The following is a 17397-nucleotide window of genomic DNA, read 5'->3' as shown; positions in this document are numbered from 1 at the left end:
AACAAAGCTATGAATCAGTCGAAGTTTATTACGGTAGAAGGTCTAGAAGGTGCAGGTAAAAGCACTGCGATTAATGCAATCTTAGCGACACTCAAAGAGTCAGGCGTTGCTGAGGTTGTGAATACTCGTGAACCCGGTGGCACTGTTCTTGCCGAAAAGATGCGCTCTTTAGTCAAAGAAGAGCATGAAGGCGAAAAGCTGCAAGATATGACCGAGCTGTTATTGATGTATGCGGCACGTGTGCAGTTGGTTGAGAATGTGATTAAACCAGCGCTTGCTGAAGGTAAATGGGTTTTAGGTGACCGTCATGATATGTCGTCACAAGCTTATCAAGGTGGTGGTCGTCAGATTGACCGTAAGGTCATGACCTCTTTGAAAGAGACGACTTTGGGCGACTTTAAACCCGATTTAACCCTATATTTAGATTTGGACCCGCGTGTCGGGTTAGAGCGTGCGCGTGGTCGTGGTGAGCTAGATCGTATTGAAAAAATGGATATCTCATTTTTCGATCGTACACGAGAACGTTACTTAGAGATCGCCGAGCAAGATGACTCTGTATTGGTCATTAATGCTGAGCAAGAGATCGAGCAAGTGGCGGCAGATATCAAACAAGCACTAACAACTTGGCTTGAGCAGCAGTAGGTTAAATATGACCGAGTTATACCCTTGGCTATCACCACTTTGGAACGAGTGGAAAAAGAGCTTAGAAGCCGGGCGATTTCCTAATTCATCAATTGTGAATGCACCCTTGGGTTTGGGGGTTGATAAAGTCGTGGATCAACTCACCGCGTCGTTGATGTGTATCAACTACGAGAGTGAGGCGTGTGGCTTTTGCCACAGCTGTGAACTAATGAAATCAGGCAGTCATCCAGACTTTCATATTATCTCTCCAGAGAAAGAGGGCAAAGCAATTACGGTTGACCAGATACGTTCGAGCAATCGTTGGGCGCAAGAGTCATCTCAGTTGAACGGCTTGCGTGTTATCGTGATTAGTCCAGCCGAGGCGATGAATGAATCGGCATCGAATGCACTGCTTAAAACCTTAGAAGAACCCTCCAGCGACTGTATTTTTGTACTAGTTAGCCAGAACAGCCATCGTTTAATGCCGACGATTGTGAGTCGTTGTCAGCAATTCAGCGTCACTACTCCAAGCTTAGAAGTCGGTGGTCAATGGTTGAAGCAAGAGCTAGGCAAAGATGTTCCAGATTACGTGCTTGCTCTGAATGACAATGCACCGCTACTGGCAAAGGCTATGGTCGAAGAGGGCGGCTTAGAGAGTTCTCAGCAACTGTTCGACCGTTTTTTGAAGATTGTTCAGCGCAAAGACTTCAATTTGATGCAATTGGCATCTGAAATAGCGAAAGATTCAATTGTTCAGCTAAGTTGGTTGTGGCATCTGCTCTCAGACGTGCAGAAGGTACATTTTGGTATTCAAAGTCAATCTATTCTGCCGAATGCACAAGCTTTATCGATCACTCTGTCGTATCAAGCGGCTCATAAATCGTCGAGTCAGCTGCTGGTTCTTCTTGAACAATTAAAGCAACACCCAGGGCTCAATACAGAGCTTCTGATAATGAATTGGCTTATTGCCACTTGTGAGGAAACATGTTCGTAGATTCCCACTGTCATTTAGACAAATTGGACTATCAAGATTTACATACTGGCGTAGAAGATGTCATCAATAAGGCTAAAGAGGCTAACGTTGAGCAGCTACTTTCCGTTGGTGTGACATTAGATTCTTTCGAAAATATGCTCGAAATGATATCGCCTTTCGATAATGTTCATGCATCGTGTGGTGTTCATCCACTTGATGTTGAGAGTGACTTCGATTTTGAACGTATGCGTCGTTACGCCAGCGACGATAAGGTTGTTGCTATTGGTGAGACAGGGTTGGATTATCACTATCAGCCGGAGACAGCGGAGCTGCAACAAGAACGTTTTAAGCAGCATGTTGAACTTGCCGTTGAGCTTAACAAGCCTTTGATCATTCATACACGCAATGCACGTGAAGATACCCTCGCTATTTTGCGTGATGGTGGCGCTGAGAAATGCGGTGGTGTTATTCACTGTTTTACTGAGGATCAGGCGTTTGCTGATGCAGCTATGGAGTTGGGTTTTTACATATCCATTTCTGGCATCGTGACCTTTAGGCAAGCGACAGAGTTAAAAGAAGTGGTTAAAAATATTCCACTCGACAGGCTACTGATCGAAACTGACTCTCCATATCTTGCTCCGGTGCCATATCGCGGTAAACAGAATCAGCCTGCATATGTCGTTGAAGTGGCTGCGTACATCGCCCAGCTCAAGGGAGTTTCAATGAGAGAAGTTGCACAAAAAACAACGGAAAATTACCGAAAACTTTTTTTGCGTTAAAAAATTAAATTGATAAACAAAAGGGAGCGTAAGCTCCCTTTTTTGTGTATTAGATCACCAAAACGCTCAACTTTTTTGATGTTTACTAATTCTGTTGAACTTGAGAGCAAAAAATATAACACCTGTAATTTTGTTACTAAAAATAACATTACCTATTATTTTATTTACCCCGTAAAATAATAGGGTGAAAAATAAAACTCAATAAAAAACAATGATTTACACCATTGTAAACCATTGCATTTTGGGGTTTGACATGTGATCCAAGACGTGTTTTGAAACTAAATTTCGTAAGTCACTAGAAAGTTTGTTACCCATCAATATATATTTAGCGGCAGAAAATATAATGCAATACATGGTTACATTTTCACTGGGTGCTAACATTTAGGCTACGGGGGTGTGCCGTTAGAACCCATATAATTATTTTTATCTTTATCAGGAGCATAAACATGTTTAAGAACCTTTTTGCTAGCCTGCAAAAAGTTGGTAAGTCTCTGATGCTACCAGTATCAGTTTTACCAGTTGCGGGTATTTTGCTTGGTGTTGGTGCCGCGGACCTTCCTTTCATTCCAGAAATCGTTTCTAACCTAATGGAACAAGCGGGCGGCTCTGTATTTGGTCAAATGGCGCTGCTATTTGCTGTAGGTGTGGCACTTGGCTTTACAAACAATGACGGTGTAGCGGGTCTAGCTGCAATCGTTGGTTACGGTATCATGACAGCAACACTTGGCGTAATGGCTGGTGTTATGGGCGTCGAGAAAATCGACACTGGTGTACTAGGTGGTATCCTAGTCGGTGGTGTTGCTGCTTGGGCATTCAACCGTTTCTTCCGTATCCAACTTCCAGAGTACCTTGGCTTCTTCGCTGGTAAGCGCGCTGTGCCAATCATCACTGGTTTCTCTGCGATCGGCCTTGCAATCGTACTGTCAATCGTATGGCCACCAGTTGGCGGCGCAATCGCTGCATTCTCTGATTGGGCTGCACACCAAAACCCACAAGTGGCGTTTGGTATCTACGGCATCATTGAGCGTTCTCTGATCCCATTCGGTCTTCACCACGTTTGGAACGTACCTTTCTTCTTTGAAGCTGGTACTTGTGTAAACGCTGCTGGCGAAACTCAAAACGGTGTTCTTACTTGTTACCTAGTTGCTGATGAAGCATCTCGTGCTGCGGGCAACGGCTTCGGTCAGCTAGCGGGTGGTTACATGTTCAAGATGTTCGGTCTACCAGCTGCTGCAATCGCAATTGCACACTCTGCTAAGCCTGAAAACCGCGTTAAAGTAATGGGTATCATGGCATCTGCTGCTCTGACTTCATTCCTAACAGGTATTACTGAGCCAATCGAATTCTCATTCCTATTCGTTGCTCCAGTGCTGTACGCAATCCACGCTCTACTAGCGGGTTCTGCATACGTACTATCGAACACTCTGGGTTTTGTACACGGTACATCTTTCTCTCACGGTCTAATCGACTTCCTAGTTCTATCTGGCAACGCGTCTAAGATGGGTCTAATGATTGTTTGTGGCCTAGGTTACGCAGCGCTTTACTACTTCGTATTCCGCACAGTAATCAAAGCCCTAGACCTTAAGACTCCTGGTCGTGAAGACGAGTCTGAAGACCAAGCTGTAGCGACTGGCTCTGAGCTAGCTGGCGAACTTGTTGCTGCATTCGGCGGTAAGACTAACATCACAGGTCTTGACGCTTGTATCACTCGTCTACGTGTAGCGGTTGCTGATACTGAAGTTGTCGACCAAGATAAACTGAAGAAACTAGGTGCTGCTGGTGTAGTAGTAGTAGCTGGTGGTGTTCAAGCTATCTTCGGTACTAAGTCTGACAACCTGAAAACAGACATGGATGAGTGGATCCGTAACAACGGTTAATCACTGATTCAATCGAACAGAAGGAGGCTTTAAGCCTCCTTTTTTCATTTGTGTAGTCTCTTCACCAATGTGGTCAAGTTGACCGAATATCCATCTTTCCCTAACTCTACGATGACATCTATCTTTAATAGATAACTATGCTTCATCGCAGATGTATTAATAAGGTGTGATTATGAAACAATATGGATTATTTGGCTTTCTGATTGCGAGCAGTGCTTTTAGTGTATATGCGGCAGACAATACAGACCTTGAAGTGGGCTTAGCGTTAGACCAAGGTTTGAGTGCTGTAATTGAAATGGACAACACTTACCGCGTGACAGTTGGTAATGACGGCGCAGCTTTCGATTACGTGCTTAAACGTGGCAAGTTTGATTCAGAAACACCATTAGACTGGTATGTAGGTGTCGGTGCATGGGCTGAATGGGAAGACGATTTCGGTGTACGAGTACCGCTGGGTGTGAAAGTGAACTTCTATGATGGGTGGAACGCTTACGCGCAAGTTCATCCTGAATTAGACCTGTATGCGGGACCCGAATTACAGCTTGGTGGCGCAGTGGGTATCACTTACAAGTTTTAAGATCAGAAACAGGCGCGACTCTATTCGCGCCTTTTTTCATTAGATAACATTTGTGCCGTTTCGGGTCATCTCATGTATCTGGCTGTCTATCACTAGAAAGTAAATGTCAGGCCGACATTAGCTTGAAATTGGTTCATCCAATCAGTGTCAAAGCGGATCACGCAGTTTTGCCCAGTCGTAGGGACGGTACAGGCTCCGCTGGTATCGTTGTCAACAACCGTACCTAACCAGCGCAGTTGAGTGGTTAATGCGAGGTTATCAGAGAGCTTATACTCCACGCCCCCAAACAAGGATGCCGAGAACCCATACTTATCTTTTACCCAATCAACATCAACATAGGAAGCGCCTAATCCCAACCCTAAGTAACCAGAAAATTGATTGGTTGCAGGGTAGTAGATGCTACTCTGGAAGTGCAAATATTGAATTGAAGAGTCTAGTTTTAGGGATTCTAGTTCGGATTTTTGGTTTGAGTAGAACAGTCCAACTCGGCCTTTTTCGAGTGGTGTTTCAATCGCAAGAGCGTAGCTTGCTGAATTTTCCATATCATAGGTGTTGCCATTTTCATCTTCGACAGCACCACCGCCAGTGAAGCCTATCATGGGCGTGATTTGAATCTCTGCAGATAGAGATACTCCTGAATAGCTCAGGAGTGCAACAAGTGCGAGAGTATTTACTTTGTTATTCATGAGCCTATCCTTATCCATACACCCACTAATTGTGATGCTTACGTCAATATTGTGCGACTAATTTCGACGAATCTTGAACATACTTCACACACCTGATATCACTTAAATAAGGTAACGTAAATTTATAATAACCAGAGGTGTCTATGGAACATGATCTGAAAAACGCTCTACAAATTACCGCTTTTATCTTCATTGTACTGCTTACGTTCGGTTTTATTGCAATAACCAACTAACTACAGTAGAAAAGCGAAGTTACTCAGTTCGCTTTGGCTAACAATGAACAGTGGCGTAATAACCAATATCGATATCGCAATAGACTTGGATCACTACGACAAGTTTATTGCGGGTAAAACAGCTTTGGTTGCTCAGGGGGGTGGCCAAAGAGGTGTATTTACATCTGGCGTGTTAGACGCCTTCCTCCTTTCTAATTTTGATCCATTCGATGACTTCTTTGGCACCTCTGCTGGTGCGTTGAATCTGTGTGCTTTTGCTTGTCGAGACAAAGGCCTGGGTAAGTCTTTTATTATGGAACTCACTACGGACCCTGAATTTTTTAACCTGTTCTCTTATATTCGACACCGCAAAGGTCTGGGAATGGAGTGGGCGCTTGAAAAAGTTCTGGCTTATCCTTACAAACTCGACCTCGATTTAGGGCGACAAGTTTTAGGCGGCCGTAATATCTATGCGGCAGTAACCGATGTGAAAGATCTTAAAGATCACTACTTCCCGCTATTCACTGAAGATTGGTACAAGGTGATGCTCGCGACCTGTGCGATTCCGCGCCTTTATAACGGTGAAATTGAGATTGCTGGTGAGCATTATGTTGATGGTGGGGTATCGGCTTCGATTCCGGTTCAGGAGGCTTGGAGAAGGCATGCACGCTCGATCGTTGTAATACGTACTGAGCCGGCTTCCGGGTGGCATTTAGAGAGTGAGTTGGTGCAAGGACCTCAGCCTCCGAAACCTATTTCTGCGGAAGAGCTAGAGTGGTTTCGCAACTCTTTCACGAGTGTACAGGAGCATTGGCAGCAGAAAGTAGCACAATGGAAGATTGACTGGAGAACGTTTTTCCAACAACAGATCTTTAGATCTAAGCAACAGAAGCTTGAGAGACGGCATTTAAACTTACTTAATGGTGGACGTTGGCTGTTTGGCGCTGATGATATCTATCGCCTTAGCCACTTAGTTGGTGATAAGTTTGATTCAGGTTTAGCGGATATGTTGATGGTACACTACCAAACCTACTCATTGACTCTGGATTTCTTGCAGTCACCACCTGACGATACCTTTGTCATTCAAATTGCACCGAGCGAGCCTCTTAGATCGAGCTCATTGATGAGCAATAAAGAAGATCTTTTGCATGATTATCAGCTTGGGATGGAAGCTGGATTTAAGTTTGTCGAGTTGTATTGCTCAATACAAAACGCCAAAGATTCTCACGTCATTCAGTTTGCGTAACACTTAGCTTCATTTCAACCTACTCACTTCCTTTTTCAGTCACTAAATGGCTGCGAAGTTTAACCTCACAGCCATGATTATGAATGATGCAATAGCTAATAATTAGGTAACAGGGAGAACACGCATGCAGTTTGTTGAGCCCGCGACATCCATAATGTCACCTTGCGTTGTGATTACCAGGTCGCCAGGCTTGAGCATTCCTTTTTCTTTTAAACAGGTCAGTGTAGAAAGGGCGATATCAAAGCTGTCCTCTTTATCCGTTTCAAAATAGATAGGCGTAACACCTCGATACAAGGAACAACGGTTGAGCGTTCCCTCATTGCGTGACAAAGCGAAAATCGGCATGTCTGCACTGAGGCGAGACATCATTAATGCCGTGCGACCAGACTCGGTCAGAGCGACAACGCCTTTAATGCCTTCCAAGTGGTTTGCCGAGTAGATAGTGGCCATCGAGATGGTCTCTTCTGCCGTCGAGAAAGTACGGTCTATGCGGTAGTTAGATTGGTTTACATCGGCCATCTTCTCAGCACCGATGCACACTTCAGCCATCGATTTAACTGTCTCGACAGGGTAAGCGCCCGCTGCTGTTTCTCCAGATAGCATCACTGCATCAGTACCATCAAGAACGGCGTTGGCGACATCCATCACCTCAGCACGTGTTGGCATTGGTGCTGATATCATCGACTCCATCATCTGAGTCGCAGTGATGATGGTACGGTTAAGCGCTCTAGCTCGACGTATAAGCTGTTTTTGTACACCAACGAGTTCAGGGTCACCAATTTCAACTCCGAGGTCTCCACGGGCTACCATGACTACATCTGAAGCTAAGATGATGTCATCCATGTTCTCAATGCTAGACACTGTCTCAGCTCGTTCTACTTTAGCGACTAAATGCGCCTCTAAGCCTGCGTCTCGGGCGAGTTGTCTGGCGTAGCTTATGTCTTCACCGTTGCGAGGGAATGAAACTGCAAGGTAGTCAACTTGGATCTCTGCAGCAGTAATAATGTCGCGTTTATCTTTTTCCGTTAGCGCTTCTGCAGAGAGACCACCGCCTTTTTTATTGATCCCTTTATTGTTAGATAAAGGGCCACCGATGATGACTTCGGTATGTACTCGGCAACCCTCTACTGAAGTGACTTTGAGCTGAACACGACCGTCATCAAGCAACAGGATATCGCCTGTATCGACATCATTGGGGAGTTCTTTGTAATCCAGTCCCACTGATTCTTGATTACCTTCACCTAACCCTAGGCTACTATCGAGCGTAAATCTGTCACCAACGGCGAGTTGAATCTTTCCTTCTCTAAAGGTGGAGACTCGAATCTTTGGCCCTTGAAGGTCTCCGAGAATAGCGATTTGAGTACCGAGCTTTTTGGCAATAGCGCGAACATTGGCAGCTCGTTGAATATGATCTTCGCTGCTACCATGAGAAAAGTTCATGCGAACGACGTTAGCCCCGGCTTTGATGATCTCTTCGAGAATGTTGTCTTTGTCTGTGGATGGGCCCAAGGTGGTAACGATTTTTGTTTTTCTTACTTGTGCTGTCATGAATGCTCCTACTGTGAGACCAAGTAACTTGTGTAAGATAAAATTAAGTATATGCATTAACTGACAATTTATTGGGAGCCAACGAGATATTTTTCCAATTACATAAAATGATCCGTGTTCAGACGCAAATATAATATTTTTTGATGAAAATTAAGGCCGGCTTTAATAAGCCAAACTGTAAAGGGAGATGTATGAATTTCTGTCAAAGTATTTGACTCGAAACACAAAGATTCATGTATATACGTGATGCTTGTCACGGCAATATACCAAGGGACTTCACAATTACTTCGCAAAGTAAAAAAATTACCCCGTTGATGATTTCTGGAGCGTAAAATGTACATGGCTCAACCGGGCCATATTGATCATATCAAACAGGTCAATGCTGGTCGTGTATATAAACTAATTGACCTTAAAGGTCCTATTTCTCGTATCGATCTGTCCAAACAAAGTGAGTTGGCTCCGGCGAGTATTACCAAAATTACTCGTGAACTCATGGAAGCTCACCTTATTCATGAAACGACGGTACAAGAAGCCACTACTCGTGGGCGTCCTGCTGTTGGCTTGCAAACGAATAATGAAGGCTGGCAGTTTCTTTCGATGCGACTGGGTCGTGGTTATCTCACCATCGCTTTGCACGAGTTGGGTGGTGATGTGCTTATCGATACTAAGATTGATATTCACGAACGCGACCAAGAGGATGTGTTGGCCCGCCTACTCCATGAAATCGATGAATTTTTTCAAACTTACGCCGAGCAACTTGATAGGGTTACTAGTATTGCTGTAACGCTACCGGGTCTGGTGAATTCGGAGCAGGGCATTGTTCTTCAGATGCCGCACTATAATGTCGAAAACCTTGCTCTAGGACCTGAGATCCACAAAGAGACAGGGCTGCCCGTTTTTATTGCCAATGACACGCGTGCGTGGGCCCTAGCGGAAAAATTGTTTGGTAACTCTCAAGATAATGATAACTCTGTACTTATCTCTATTCACCACGGTTTAGGGGCGGGTATTATCCTCGATGGTCGTGTCTTACAAGGTCGTCACGGAAACATCGGCGAGCTCGGACATATTCAGATCGATAAACAGGGTAAACTTTGTCACTGTGGTAATCGAGGATGCTTGGAAACGGTTGCTAGTTCTCAAGCCATTCGTGAACAAGTAAAAGAACGTCTCGCTCAAGGTGAACGTTCGTCTCTGGAAGGGATTGAAGACGTTACCATTGAGCAAATTTGTGCCGCCGCTGCCGAAGGCGATCCTATGGCTGTGGAGGTCATTGAGCAGCTAGGGCACTATCTAGGTTCGGCGATTTCTATCGTGATTAACCTTTTCAATCCTGAAAAGATCTTGATTGGTGGTGTCGTCAACCAAGCGAAAAGTGTTCTTTATCCAGCCATTCAAAAGTGCATCGAGGAACAAAGCTTAAAAGTTTATCATCAAGACCTTGAATTGATGGAGTCTCGTTTCTACAAACAAGCAACCATGCCAGGTGCAGCGCTGATCAAACAGGCGCTGTACGACGGTCAATTGCTAATGAGAGTGATTGAGGGCTAATTGGTCAAATTAACTTATCTGCCACTCATATCTGGACACCGCCCATTTACTTCAATGGTATATTGCTTACAATAAGCCATTCGTTTAAGAACCTTCCTATGTAGTTTTACAGTAGCTTATTGATTTAGGCTATTGTATCTGCAGTTATTTTTATCACTAAGGTGTTGTATGTCTGGCGTTTTGAATTCGGTTGATCAAAGAACCAAGTTAGTCGGTGAAAACCGTTTAGAGCTGTTGCTTTTCAGTTTGAATAGCCGCCAATTATTCGCGATTAACGTATTCAAAGTAAAAGAGGTGCTCAAAGTACCTGCGTTAACTAAACTGCCGGGTTCGCATCACAATATCACTGGTGTTGCTTCCTTGCGTGGTGAGTCAGTACCTGTGATTGATCTACGCAGTGCGATTGGTTTCCCGCCATCTCGTCAAGAATCTCAAGAAAGTAACCTTATCATTACCGAGTATAATCGTACCGTTCAAGGCTTCTTAGTGGGGCAGGTTCGTAATATCGTGAATACGATGTGGACTGAAATTCAGCCGCCACCAAAGACAACAGGCAGAGCAAACTACCTGACAGCAATTACCCACATTGAAGAAGATAAACAACAGAAGATTGTAGAGATCATTGATGTAGAAAAAGTGCTTGCTGAGATCATTGACTACGACGTCTCGATCTCTGAAGGCGTACTCGATGCAGAGTTAGCCACTCAATTGGTTGGACGTAATGTACTTATTGTTGATGACTCGTCTACAGCGCGTAACCAAATTAAAGGGACGTTATCGCAACTTGGTTTGAACATTATTGAATGCTGCGATGGCCTTGAGGCACTTAACTTATTGAAGTCTTGGTGTGATGCAGGTAAGGATATTAATGAAGAGCTGCTGTTGATGATAACGGATGCAGAAATGCCAGAGATGGATGGTTACAAACTTACTCATGAAGTGCGTAGCGACCCTCGTATGCAAGACCTGTTTATCACACTCAACACTTCGCTTAGTGGTAGCTTTAATGAAGCAATGGTTGAGAAAGTCGGTTGTAACCGCTTCATTTCTAAGTTCCAGCCAGATTTGCTGGTGGAAGTGACTCAAGAGAGAATGCGCCAGATTTTATAAGCACAGATGTGCGGAAACGGATGTTGACGTTTGATTTTACGTATGAGATTTGAGGGAGGCGAGATGCCTCCCTTTTCTGTATTGGAGGGGGATTTCTATGATAATGACATTTAAACCATTCATTATCTTCTGGATTGTCACTCACACTAATGAAACTCTCGCGATTGAGTTTTTAGCCCGGTTAACTCATCTGTTAGATCGATAAGTTGACCTGCAATCACATGAACGACATCACCTTCTTTCTCTATGATTCCCTTCACTTTTAAAATTTTCGCAGTGAGGTAGGCTTGTTGCTGACAGCGAGCAGTTGCCTTCCATACCACCACATTAATATTGCCGGTATTGTCTTCTAAGGTAAAAAAGGTCACGCCCGCTGCTGTTCCCGGAGACTGTTTCCCCGTCACGACACCCACAACGGTGACCATAGACTTATCTCTTCGATGCTTAAGATCTTGCATGTGAGTAAAACGCCCGAGCTTGTTTGCTTGCTCAAGCAGGCTTATTGGATGCTGATTGAGAGAGATCCCCGTACTGGTAAAGTCTTCTAATAAATCTTGTGTCGCATTGGGTTGACGAAGTGGCTGAGGCGATTCGTGTATGTCTCTAAACAGTGGCAGTTCAGAGGCTGAATCCATTAAGACCCAGCGAGTTTGAAATCGATCACCGGATACACTGTGCATCGCATTCGCTGAAGCCAATAGCTCAATATCCCTACGATTGATGGAGAGTTGAGTGATTTGATTCGGATGGCGATAGCCGTGGTAAGGGCGGTTGGCGACTAAACTCTCCATTGCTTGTTCACTCAAGCCTTTCACTTGCCTTAAGCCAAGTCGAATAGCCAATTTCTGTTCTTGGTTAACGACGATGTGGTCTCGCTGTGAAGCATTAACACACACTGGCAGGACTTTCACACCGTGCCTCTGCGCATCTTGCACCAGTTGTGATGGGCTGTAGAAACCCATAGGTTGGCTATTCAGTAACGATGCATAGAAGCATTCAGGATAATAGTATTTTAGCCATGCAGAGCAGTACGCTAGCACAGCAAAAGAAGCGGAGTGGCTCTCGGGAAATCCATACTCACCAAAGCCACAAATCTGTTTAAAGATTTGCTCGGCAAAGGCGATATCGTAGCCGCGGCTTTGCATCCCATCGATGAGCTTAGATTTAAACTTAAATACGTTGCCATTCTTTTTCCAAGCTGCCATTGCTCGTCGTAACTGGTCGGCTTCACCTCCCGTAAAGCCAGCAGCAACCATGGCGAGCTTAATGACCTGTTCTTGAAAAATAGGGACGCCCAATGTGCGAGAGAGTACGGATTCAACCTCAGAGGAGGGGTAGTCGATGGGCTCTTGTCCATCTCTTCGCTTCAAAAAGGGGTGTACCATGTCACCTTGGATTGGTCCCGGTCGTACGATGGCGATTTGAATCACTAAGTCGTAATAGCTCCTTGGCTTTAGACGTGGCAGCATACTCATTTGTGCCCGAGATTCGATCTGGAAAATGCCTACCGTATCGGCTCTCTGAATCATGCCATAGACATTGGGATCGTCTTGTAAACGAGTGATCTCTGCAATCGACAGTGATCGCCCATAATGCTGCTGGATCATGGTGAAGCACTTACGGATTGCAGATAGCATACCAAGTGCTAATACATCGACTTTGAGTAGGCCAAGTGCTTCTAAATCATCCTTATCCCATTGAATGATCGTGCGTTCCTGCATGGCGGCATTTTCTACAGGAACGAGCTCATAAAGCGGGCCTGAAGAGATCACAAAACCGCCCACATGTTGAGATAAGTGGCGTGGAAATCCGATGATCTCATCGACCAGATGGATAAACTGTTTCCCTTTGAGAGAGTCTGGCTGTAATCCAAGCAGTGTCAGTTGCGTCTGCCAACCTTGATGCTTATCTCGGCGGTTGGTGTTTTTAATGAAGTAATCCAGCTGTGTCTCTTGCAGCCCTAGCGCTTTCCCTACATCTCGTACCGCACTCTTAAAGCGATAGGAGATAACAGTAGCCGCTAATGCTGCACGCTCTCGACCGTACTTTTGGTAGATATACTGGATAACCTCTTCGCGACGCTCATGCTCAAAATCCACATCGATATCAGGTGGCTCATTGCGCTCTTTACTGATGAAGCGTTCAAAGAGTACTGATATCTGACGTGGGTCGACTGACGTTATCTCAAGGCAGTAGCATACAACAGAGTTGGCTGCAGAGCCTCTGCCTTGGTAAAGAATGCCTTGTTGTTTGGCAAACATTACGATGTCGTGAATGGTTAAGAAGAAGAAAGGGTAATCGAGCTCTTCAATTAAGTTCAGCTCCTTCTCAATGATCTGCTCAATATCAAGGGGTATCCCGTCAGGGAAGCGGCTTTTCTTGCCTTGTTCGACCAAGTTTCTGAGGTATTGGTTTGGCGTTTGCCCCGCAGGAATCAGCTCGCTTGGGTACTCGTAACGTAAGCTATCAAGGTCAAACTGGCATAAGCTTGCGATGTGGTTGCTCTCATCCAACCACGATTTTTGGAATATATGACTGAGCTTATTGATGCTACGTAAACACCGTTCTGTATTAGCCAGTAAGTGACTGCCCACTTCGGGCACGGAGCATTGATGCTTTACTGCCGTAAGAGAGTGTTGTAATGGTAGGCGATTAGCATTATGCATCAGTACGCCACCACAGGCCGTGATCGGAAGCTGGAGGTGCTGAGAAAGTGTTGAACAATGAGATACATACTCTTTATCATCCTGCTTAAGATGACGCTGAACCCCTATCCAAAGTCGGCCTGAGTGATGCTGATTGAGCCAGCTTCCCCAATGATTATCTTGAGTAGTTTGTTGAGGGAGCCATATCACTAAACAGTGTTTGGCCGACATGATATCCCACTCAGAGAGTTGGTAATGCCCTTTTTCACTGCGTCTACGAGCGTTGGTAATGATTCGGCATAGCTCCGCATAAGCTTGTCGATCCGGGCATAGCAACAAGAGCTGGCACTCTTCATTAAGCCAAAACATACTGCCAACAATCTGCTTGAGCGCTAACTGGTGCTGTTTTATTGCAGCATGTACTTTCACGATACCGGCAACAGAGCACTCGTCAGTGACAGCTAAAGCGTAGTAACGCAGAAAATCCGCTTGGAGAACCAGCTCTTCAGCATGAGATGCTCCTTCTAGGAAAGAGTAATTGCTTTGACAAAAGAGTTCAGAGTAGTGCTGTGCCATAGCGTATTAAGATCCTAATGAAAATGTGTAAACAGTCGTTGGTCAGCTTCGATAATTAATAGTCGGTGCTACTGAAACGGATTCGATTGCTGAATCTGCTTAACTAAATAACCCATGGATAAACCACGCTTTGTTTGGGGTGCGGAACACCCATAGCCAACGTCCGGTTTCGCAACGAGCAATGAAATAGTCTCGAATCACTTTCTCGCCATCCCACCAGCCAGAAACAATACGCTCAGGGCCTTGAGATAGCGTAACAGGTGTCGTTAATGGCTCTGGTGTTGGTAATAAGATACTTGGCCTTAAACGCTTGTGTGGTGATGAAGAAACACGATTCATTGCTGAAGGTTTTCGACTCTGAGCCTGAGACGCTAACTTAGGCAATGAGTATTGATTGGCTTTCTCTGGCCTTGGGTCCTGGTGCGTGAAAGGTGAGTGAATCGCTGCTTGCCCCAGCTTAGCTTGCAGGAGTGAAAGCAAGTCTAGTGATGCTAGGGTTCCTGTGTCGCCATCAAACAGATCGTGGTAAGCCGCCTGAGGCTCTCCATGACGAACTAAGGTTAAGGTTAACCCCTGAACTGGAGCATTAATCGTGACAGACTCTAGGCTAAGGTGAGTAAGCTGTGCCCATTTAGTGGCAAGGTAGTCTCCCTGTGCGGAGAAAAAAGGCACGCTGTGATCCTCACAGTCTCGCAGATGCAAAGTGAGTTTGATTTCAAAAGCGACACGGTCACGGAGTGTCAAAAAGGCTTCGAGCTGTGTGAGTAATTTGGTCAGTGGTTTCTCAATAAACTGCAGGTTCTCGATATCAAACAATAACTCTAGATACTGTTCGAACTTTTCAGGTGGATGATAAAAATCAATAGGGTGCTTAAATTGCCCGTTTAGGCGTCCAACATAGTTCACCAGATCAATATCAAATCGGCGTGCAACATCTTGAATCGGCAGTTTTAATAAGTCCCCAACCGTATCCATACCGACACGCTGTAAACGCTCGACTTGTTTACATGGTAGTTCGGTGCTGGTTAAGCACTGTTGCTGAACACGGTGTTTCATTGTCTCGGTGTCACTCGTGATTAAGTTAAGTGACTTTTTCCCGAGCAAAATAGCTGCTAGTGGTGAGTAGCCAGTGGCGAAATGGAATTGGACATTTAATGTAGAAAGATGCTGTTTTAATGTGCTCCAGTAATTGTCGAGCCCATCATAGAGCGACAACATGTTTGAAGTTTTAATTAAAAGCCCATTCGGTGGCAGTAGGGCCATATCAGAAGTGACTAGATAGGCCCAATGTGCGATCTCCTTGAGGCGATTCTCTTCAAGTTCTGCGCGATAAGGCAGCACTTGGAGCTCATGATTGAGAGCGGCAGCTGAACCAATCCCCATACCCAGTGTTATTCCAGAATCCAAAGCCAAGCTATTGGCTTGAATTACCTTATGCGTCTTTTCATCAACAATAATCAGCGGGTGTTGGTTTTGCTTATCACCACTGAATAAGCTATCCAGTTGTAATGATGGAAAATGCAGATAGAGCCACAACATAGATCACCCTTGTTTCGCAATTGGGAAGGGGATAATAGTTGAATCGTCGTGCAGTTCTGCAGATGTTGGTTCTATTAAAAGCGGCCAATGTTGCTGCATGTTTATAACCAAGCTGCCGTACGACCAACTGCCTTTGCGTTTGATAACTTCCACCCTTAAACCAAGTTGGTGCGGTGATAATTTCATGCTCAGTGACACGGGCAAAGAGAGTTGATTATGACTGCTGCTCTTGAAGTGAAATTGCAGGCAGCGACCCGTTTCGCTCGCTGCTTGTAAGCGCTTGGTTTGATGAATCTCAAGTTCCGTTCCCCATAAAAGCACGGAGTGACAAGCCCCACTTTTCAGACACTGCTCAGCGGCCCATAACGCTTCGATATCGCTACTTGGTGTGATCACAAGAATGTTATGAAGAGGCACTCCTTGAGCATCAAAGAACTCACCACAGACATGACCTGGAGGGTTAATAAACACAGCAAGACGCTGAGCGCTCTGTTGCACTAGGTAAGGTGTCAGTAAACGGATCTCTCCTAAACCTGATTGAGATTCGACTTCTATGACGCCGTGCGTAGGAAAGCCCCCATTAAGCTGATTGTCGAGCTCAGGGTATCCTGTAGAGTGAGTTTGCCCTTGTGTACTAGGCTGCAGACCTTTCCAGATAAGTTGGCGGTCTTGTAGATTTTTGATCAGTTCATGCATAGCTAAATACCTGTATATACATACAGTATATTTAACTCTGAGAATTATGAAAAGAAAAATGAGCAAAAGAAGGAAAGCTCGCTCTTAGTTGGTTGTTTTCAAAATAAAAAAAGCCGCATTTAATGCGACTTGATTAGAAAGAGACTTGGTGGGGAAACTCTAGTACCCAGGAGGTAGCACGGCGTACACCACACCGTCTTTGGGCTCACCATTAAAAATAAACCGGTTTCGGGCAATGGTTTCTCGCTTTGCACCACATGCTTCAATCAGATGTTGGCTTGGCAAATTGTCGAGATCACATACAATTTCTAGACGTGTGAGTTTGAGTTGGGCAAAACAAAACTCAAACAGTGCTAACATGGCCTCTTTTGCGATGCCGCGTTTTTGGTATTGATCTGCGACCCAGTACCCTAAGCTTGCCATATTGAAGGTGTGATAAAGCTCGTTGATTGCCACCATCCCCATTAATTTGTCACTCTCTCGGTCAAATATTCCAAAACCGAACGCGTCTGCTTTGACCCAGTTGAGTCGAGTGGCAAGGATGAATTTTTCTGCTTCTTGTTGTGAGTACTCAGCATGGCACCAATCAATCCAGCGAGATAGACTCGGAGATTGTTGAATACATTGAGCAAACTCTGGCGCATCAGATGCTTCTATGATTCTGAGGACTAAGTTGCGGGTCACTATGTGAAAATCTGGACTCATATTGCCCTCCTAATAACAAAACGCCCTCACTAGGAGGGCGTATCGATAACGTATAA

15 protein-coding genes are annotated in these 17397 nt (G+C 44.9%); 9 read left to right on the top strand and 6 right to left on the bottom strand.

All coding sequences use genetic code 11. The features are described 5' to 3' along the window. Positions 1-9 precede the first annotated feature (9 nt). From tmk to vsple_RS09075, 5 genes are all read left to right on the top strand, one after another. Positions 10-642, top strand: coding sequence for a dTMP kinase (gene tmk / locus vsple_RS09095; RefSeq protein WP_261881813.1), 633 nt, complete (start codon positions 10-12; stop codon positions 640-642). A gap of 7 nt (positions 643-649) precedes the next feature. After that, a complete protein-coding gene (locus tag vsple_RS09090; RefSeq protein ID WP_261881812.1) occupies positions 650-1615 on the top strand; it encodes a DNA polymerase III subunit delta' in 966 nt (321 codons plus the stop codon). Continuing rightward, positions 1606-2373: a TatD family hydrolase gene (locus vsple_RS09085; protein WP_261881811.1), complete on the top strand. Its 768-nt coding sequence runs from the start codon at positions 1606-1608 to the stop codon at positions 2371-2373. Before vsple_RS09090 ends, vsple_RS09085 begins: the two co-directional genes overlap by 10 nt. Positions 2374-2819: 446 nt before the next feature. Continuing rightward, on the top strand, positions 2820-4250 hold the full coding sequence (gene ptsG, locus vsple_RS09080; RefSeq protein WP_261881810.1) for a PTS glucose transporter subunit IIBC: 1431 nt from the start codon (positions 2820-2822) through the stop codon (positions 4248-4250). A gap of 172 nt (positions 4251-4422) precedes the next feature. Beyond that, a complete protein-coding gene (locus vsple_RS09075) occupies positions 4423-4827 on the top strand; it encodes a hypothetical protein (RefSeq protein WP_261881809.1) in 405 nt (134 codons plus the stop codon). Positions 4828-4919: 92 nt separating this feature from the next. Here the strand turns inward: vsple_RS09075 and vsple_RS09070 are convergent, their stop codons facing one another. Beyond that, positions 4920-5513, bottom strand: coding sequence for an outer membrane protein (locus vsple_RS09070; protein ID WP_261881808.1), 594 nt, complete (start codon positions 5511-5513; stop codon positions 4920-4922). Positions 5514-5656: 143 nt separating this feature from the next. Between vsple_RS09070 and cydH the strand changes: the two genes are divergently transcribed. After that, complete coding sequence (cydH, locus tag vsple_RS22015; protein WP_150868968.1) at positions 5657-5746, top strand: cytochrome bd-I oxidase subunit CydH; 90 nt, start codon at positions 5657-5659, stop codon at positions 5744-5746. A 43-nt stretch (positions 5747-5789) separates the two neighbouring features. Next, positions 5790-6971: a patatin-like phospholipase family protein gene (locus tag vsple_RS09065; protein ID WP_261881807.1), complete on the top strand. Its 1182-nt coding sequence runs from the start codon at positions 5790-5792 to the stop codon at positions 6969-6971. A 102-nt stretch (positions 6972-7073) separates the two neighbouring features. On the opposite strand, the gene pyk is transcribed toward vsple_RS09065, so the two are convergent. Continuing rightward, positions 7074-8519, bottom strand: coding sequence for a pyruvate kinase (pyk, locus tag vsple_RS09060; RefSeq protein ID WP_255230380.1), 1446 nt, complete (start codon positions 8517-8519; stop codon positions 7074-7076). Positions 8520-8852: 333 nt separating this feature from the next. On the opposite strand from pyk, the gene mlc reads away from it, so the two are divergent. After that, the gene (mlc, locus tag vsple_RS09055) at positions 8853-10070 is read left to right on the top strand and encodes a sugar metabolism global transcriptional regulator Mlc (RefSeq protein WP_261881806.1); all 1218 of its coding nucleotides are present in this window, start codon (positions 8853-8855) and stop codon (positions 10068-10070) included. 168 nt (positions 10071-10238) lie between these two features. Then, entirely contained in the window at positions 10239-11180 is a 942-nt protein-coding gene (locus vsple_RS09050; RefSeq protein WP_261881805.1) for a chemotaxis protein CheV, read from the top strand. A gap of 146 nt (positions 11181-11326) precedes the next feature. On the opposite strand, the gene vsple_RS09045 is transcribed toward vsple_RS09050, so the two are convergent. The 4 genes from vsple_RS09045 to vsple_RS09030 form a co-directional block, all read right to left on the bottom strand. Next, positions 11327-14401, bottom strand: a complete 3075-nt coding sequence (locus vsple_RS09045) for an error-prone DNA polymerase (protein ID WP_261881804.1) — start codon at positions 14399-14401, stop codon at positions 11327-11329. 99 nt (positions 14402-14500) lie between these two features. Then, positions 14501-15940 (bottom strand): Y-family DNA polymerase, encoded by a 1440-nt coding sequence (locus vsple_RS09040; protein WP_261881803.1) that lies wholly within the window; start codon positions 15938-15940, stop codon positions 14501-14503. Between the two features lie 3 nt (positions 15941-15943). Continuing rightward, a complete protein-coding gene (gene imuA, locus vsple_RS09035) occupies positions 15944-16636 on the bottom strand; it encodes a translesion DNA synthesis-associated protein ImuA (protein ID WP_261881802.1) in 693 nt (230 codons plus the stop codon). A gap of 159 nt (positions 16637-16795) precedes the next feature. Further along, positions 16796-17341 carry a GNAT family N-acetyltransferase gene (locus vsple_RS09030; RefSeq protein WP_261881801.1) on the bottom strand — a complete coding sequence of 182 codons (546 nt, stop codon included), beginning with the start codon at positions 17339-17341 and terminating at the stop codon, positions 16796-16798. Positions 17342-17397 lie beyond the last annotated feature (56 nt).

Origin of the sequence: Vibrio pelagius (assembly GCF_024347575.1) — a bacterium.
Lineage (GTDB): Bacteria > Pseudomonadota > Gammaproteobacteria > Enterobacterales > Vibrionaceae > Vibrio > Vibrio pelagius.
The sequence above is the reverse complement of the archived record's forward strand: the minus strand, read 5'-3'. Positions and strand labels throughout refer to the sequence as shown.

Excerpts from the sequence above, each read along its gene's own strand:
- tmk (WP_261881813.1), top strand. The coding sequence starts at position 10 with ATGAATCAGTCGAAGTTTATTACGGTAGAAGGTCTAGAAGGTGCAGGT.
- vsple_RS09090 (WP_261881812.1), top strand. The coding sequence starts at position 650 with ATGACCGAGTTATACCCTTGGCTATCACCACTTTGGAACGAGTGGAAA.
- vsple_RS09085 (WP_261881811.1), top strand. The coding sequence starts at position 1,606 with ATGTTCGTAGATTCCCACTGTCATTTAGACAAATTGGACTATCAAGAT.
- ptsG (WP_261881810.1), top strand. The coding sequence starts at position 2,820 with ATGTTTAAGAACCTTTTTGCTAGCCTGCAAAAAGTTGGTAAGTCTCTG.
- vsple_RS09075 (WP_261881809.1), top strand. The coding sequence starts at position 4,423 with ATGAAACAATATGGATTATTTGGCTTTCTGATTGCGAGCAGTGCTTTT.
- vsple_RS09070 (WP_261881808.1), bottom strand. The coding sequence starts at position 5,513 with ATGAATAACAAAGTAAATACTCTCGCACTTGTTGCACTCCTGAGCTAT.
- cydH (WP_150868968.1), top strand. The coding sequence starts at position 5,657 with ATGGAACATGATCTGAAAAACGCTCTACAAATTACCGCTTTTATCTTC.
- vsple_RS09065 (WP_261881807.1), top strand. The coding sequence starts at position 5,790 with ATGAACAGTGGCGTAATAACCAATATCGATATCGCAATAGACTTGGAT.
- pyk (WP_255230380.1), bottom strand. The coding sequence starts at position 8,519 with ATGACAGCACAAGTAAGAAAAACAAAAATCGTTACCACCTTGGGCCCA.
- mlc (WP_261881806.1), top strand. The coding sequence starts at position 8,853 with ATGTACATGGCTCAACCGGGCCATATTGATCATATCAAACAGGTCAAT.
- vsple_RS09050 (WP_261881805.1), top strand. The coding sequence starts at position 10,239 with ATGTCTGGCGTTTTGAATTCGGTTGATCAAAGAACCAAGTTAGTCGGT.
- vsple_RS09045 (WP_261881804.1), bottom strand. The coding sequence starts at position 14,401 with ATGGCACAGCACTACTCTGAACTCTTTTGTCAAAGCAATTACTCTTTC.
- vsple_RS09040 (WP_261881803.1), bottom strand. The coding sequence starts at position 15,940 with ATGTTGTGGCTCTATCTGCATTTTCCATCATTACAACTGGATAGCTTA.
- imuA (WP_261881802.1), bottom strand. The coding sequence starts at position 16,636 with ATGCATGAACTGATCAAAAATCTACAAGACCGCCAACTTATCTGGAAA.
- vsple_RS09030 (WP_261881801.1), bottom strand. The coding sequence starts at position 17,341 with ATGAGTCCAGATTTTCACATAGTGACCCGCAACTTAGTCCTCAGAATC.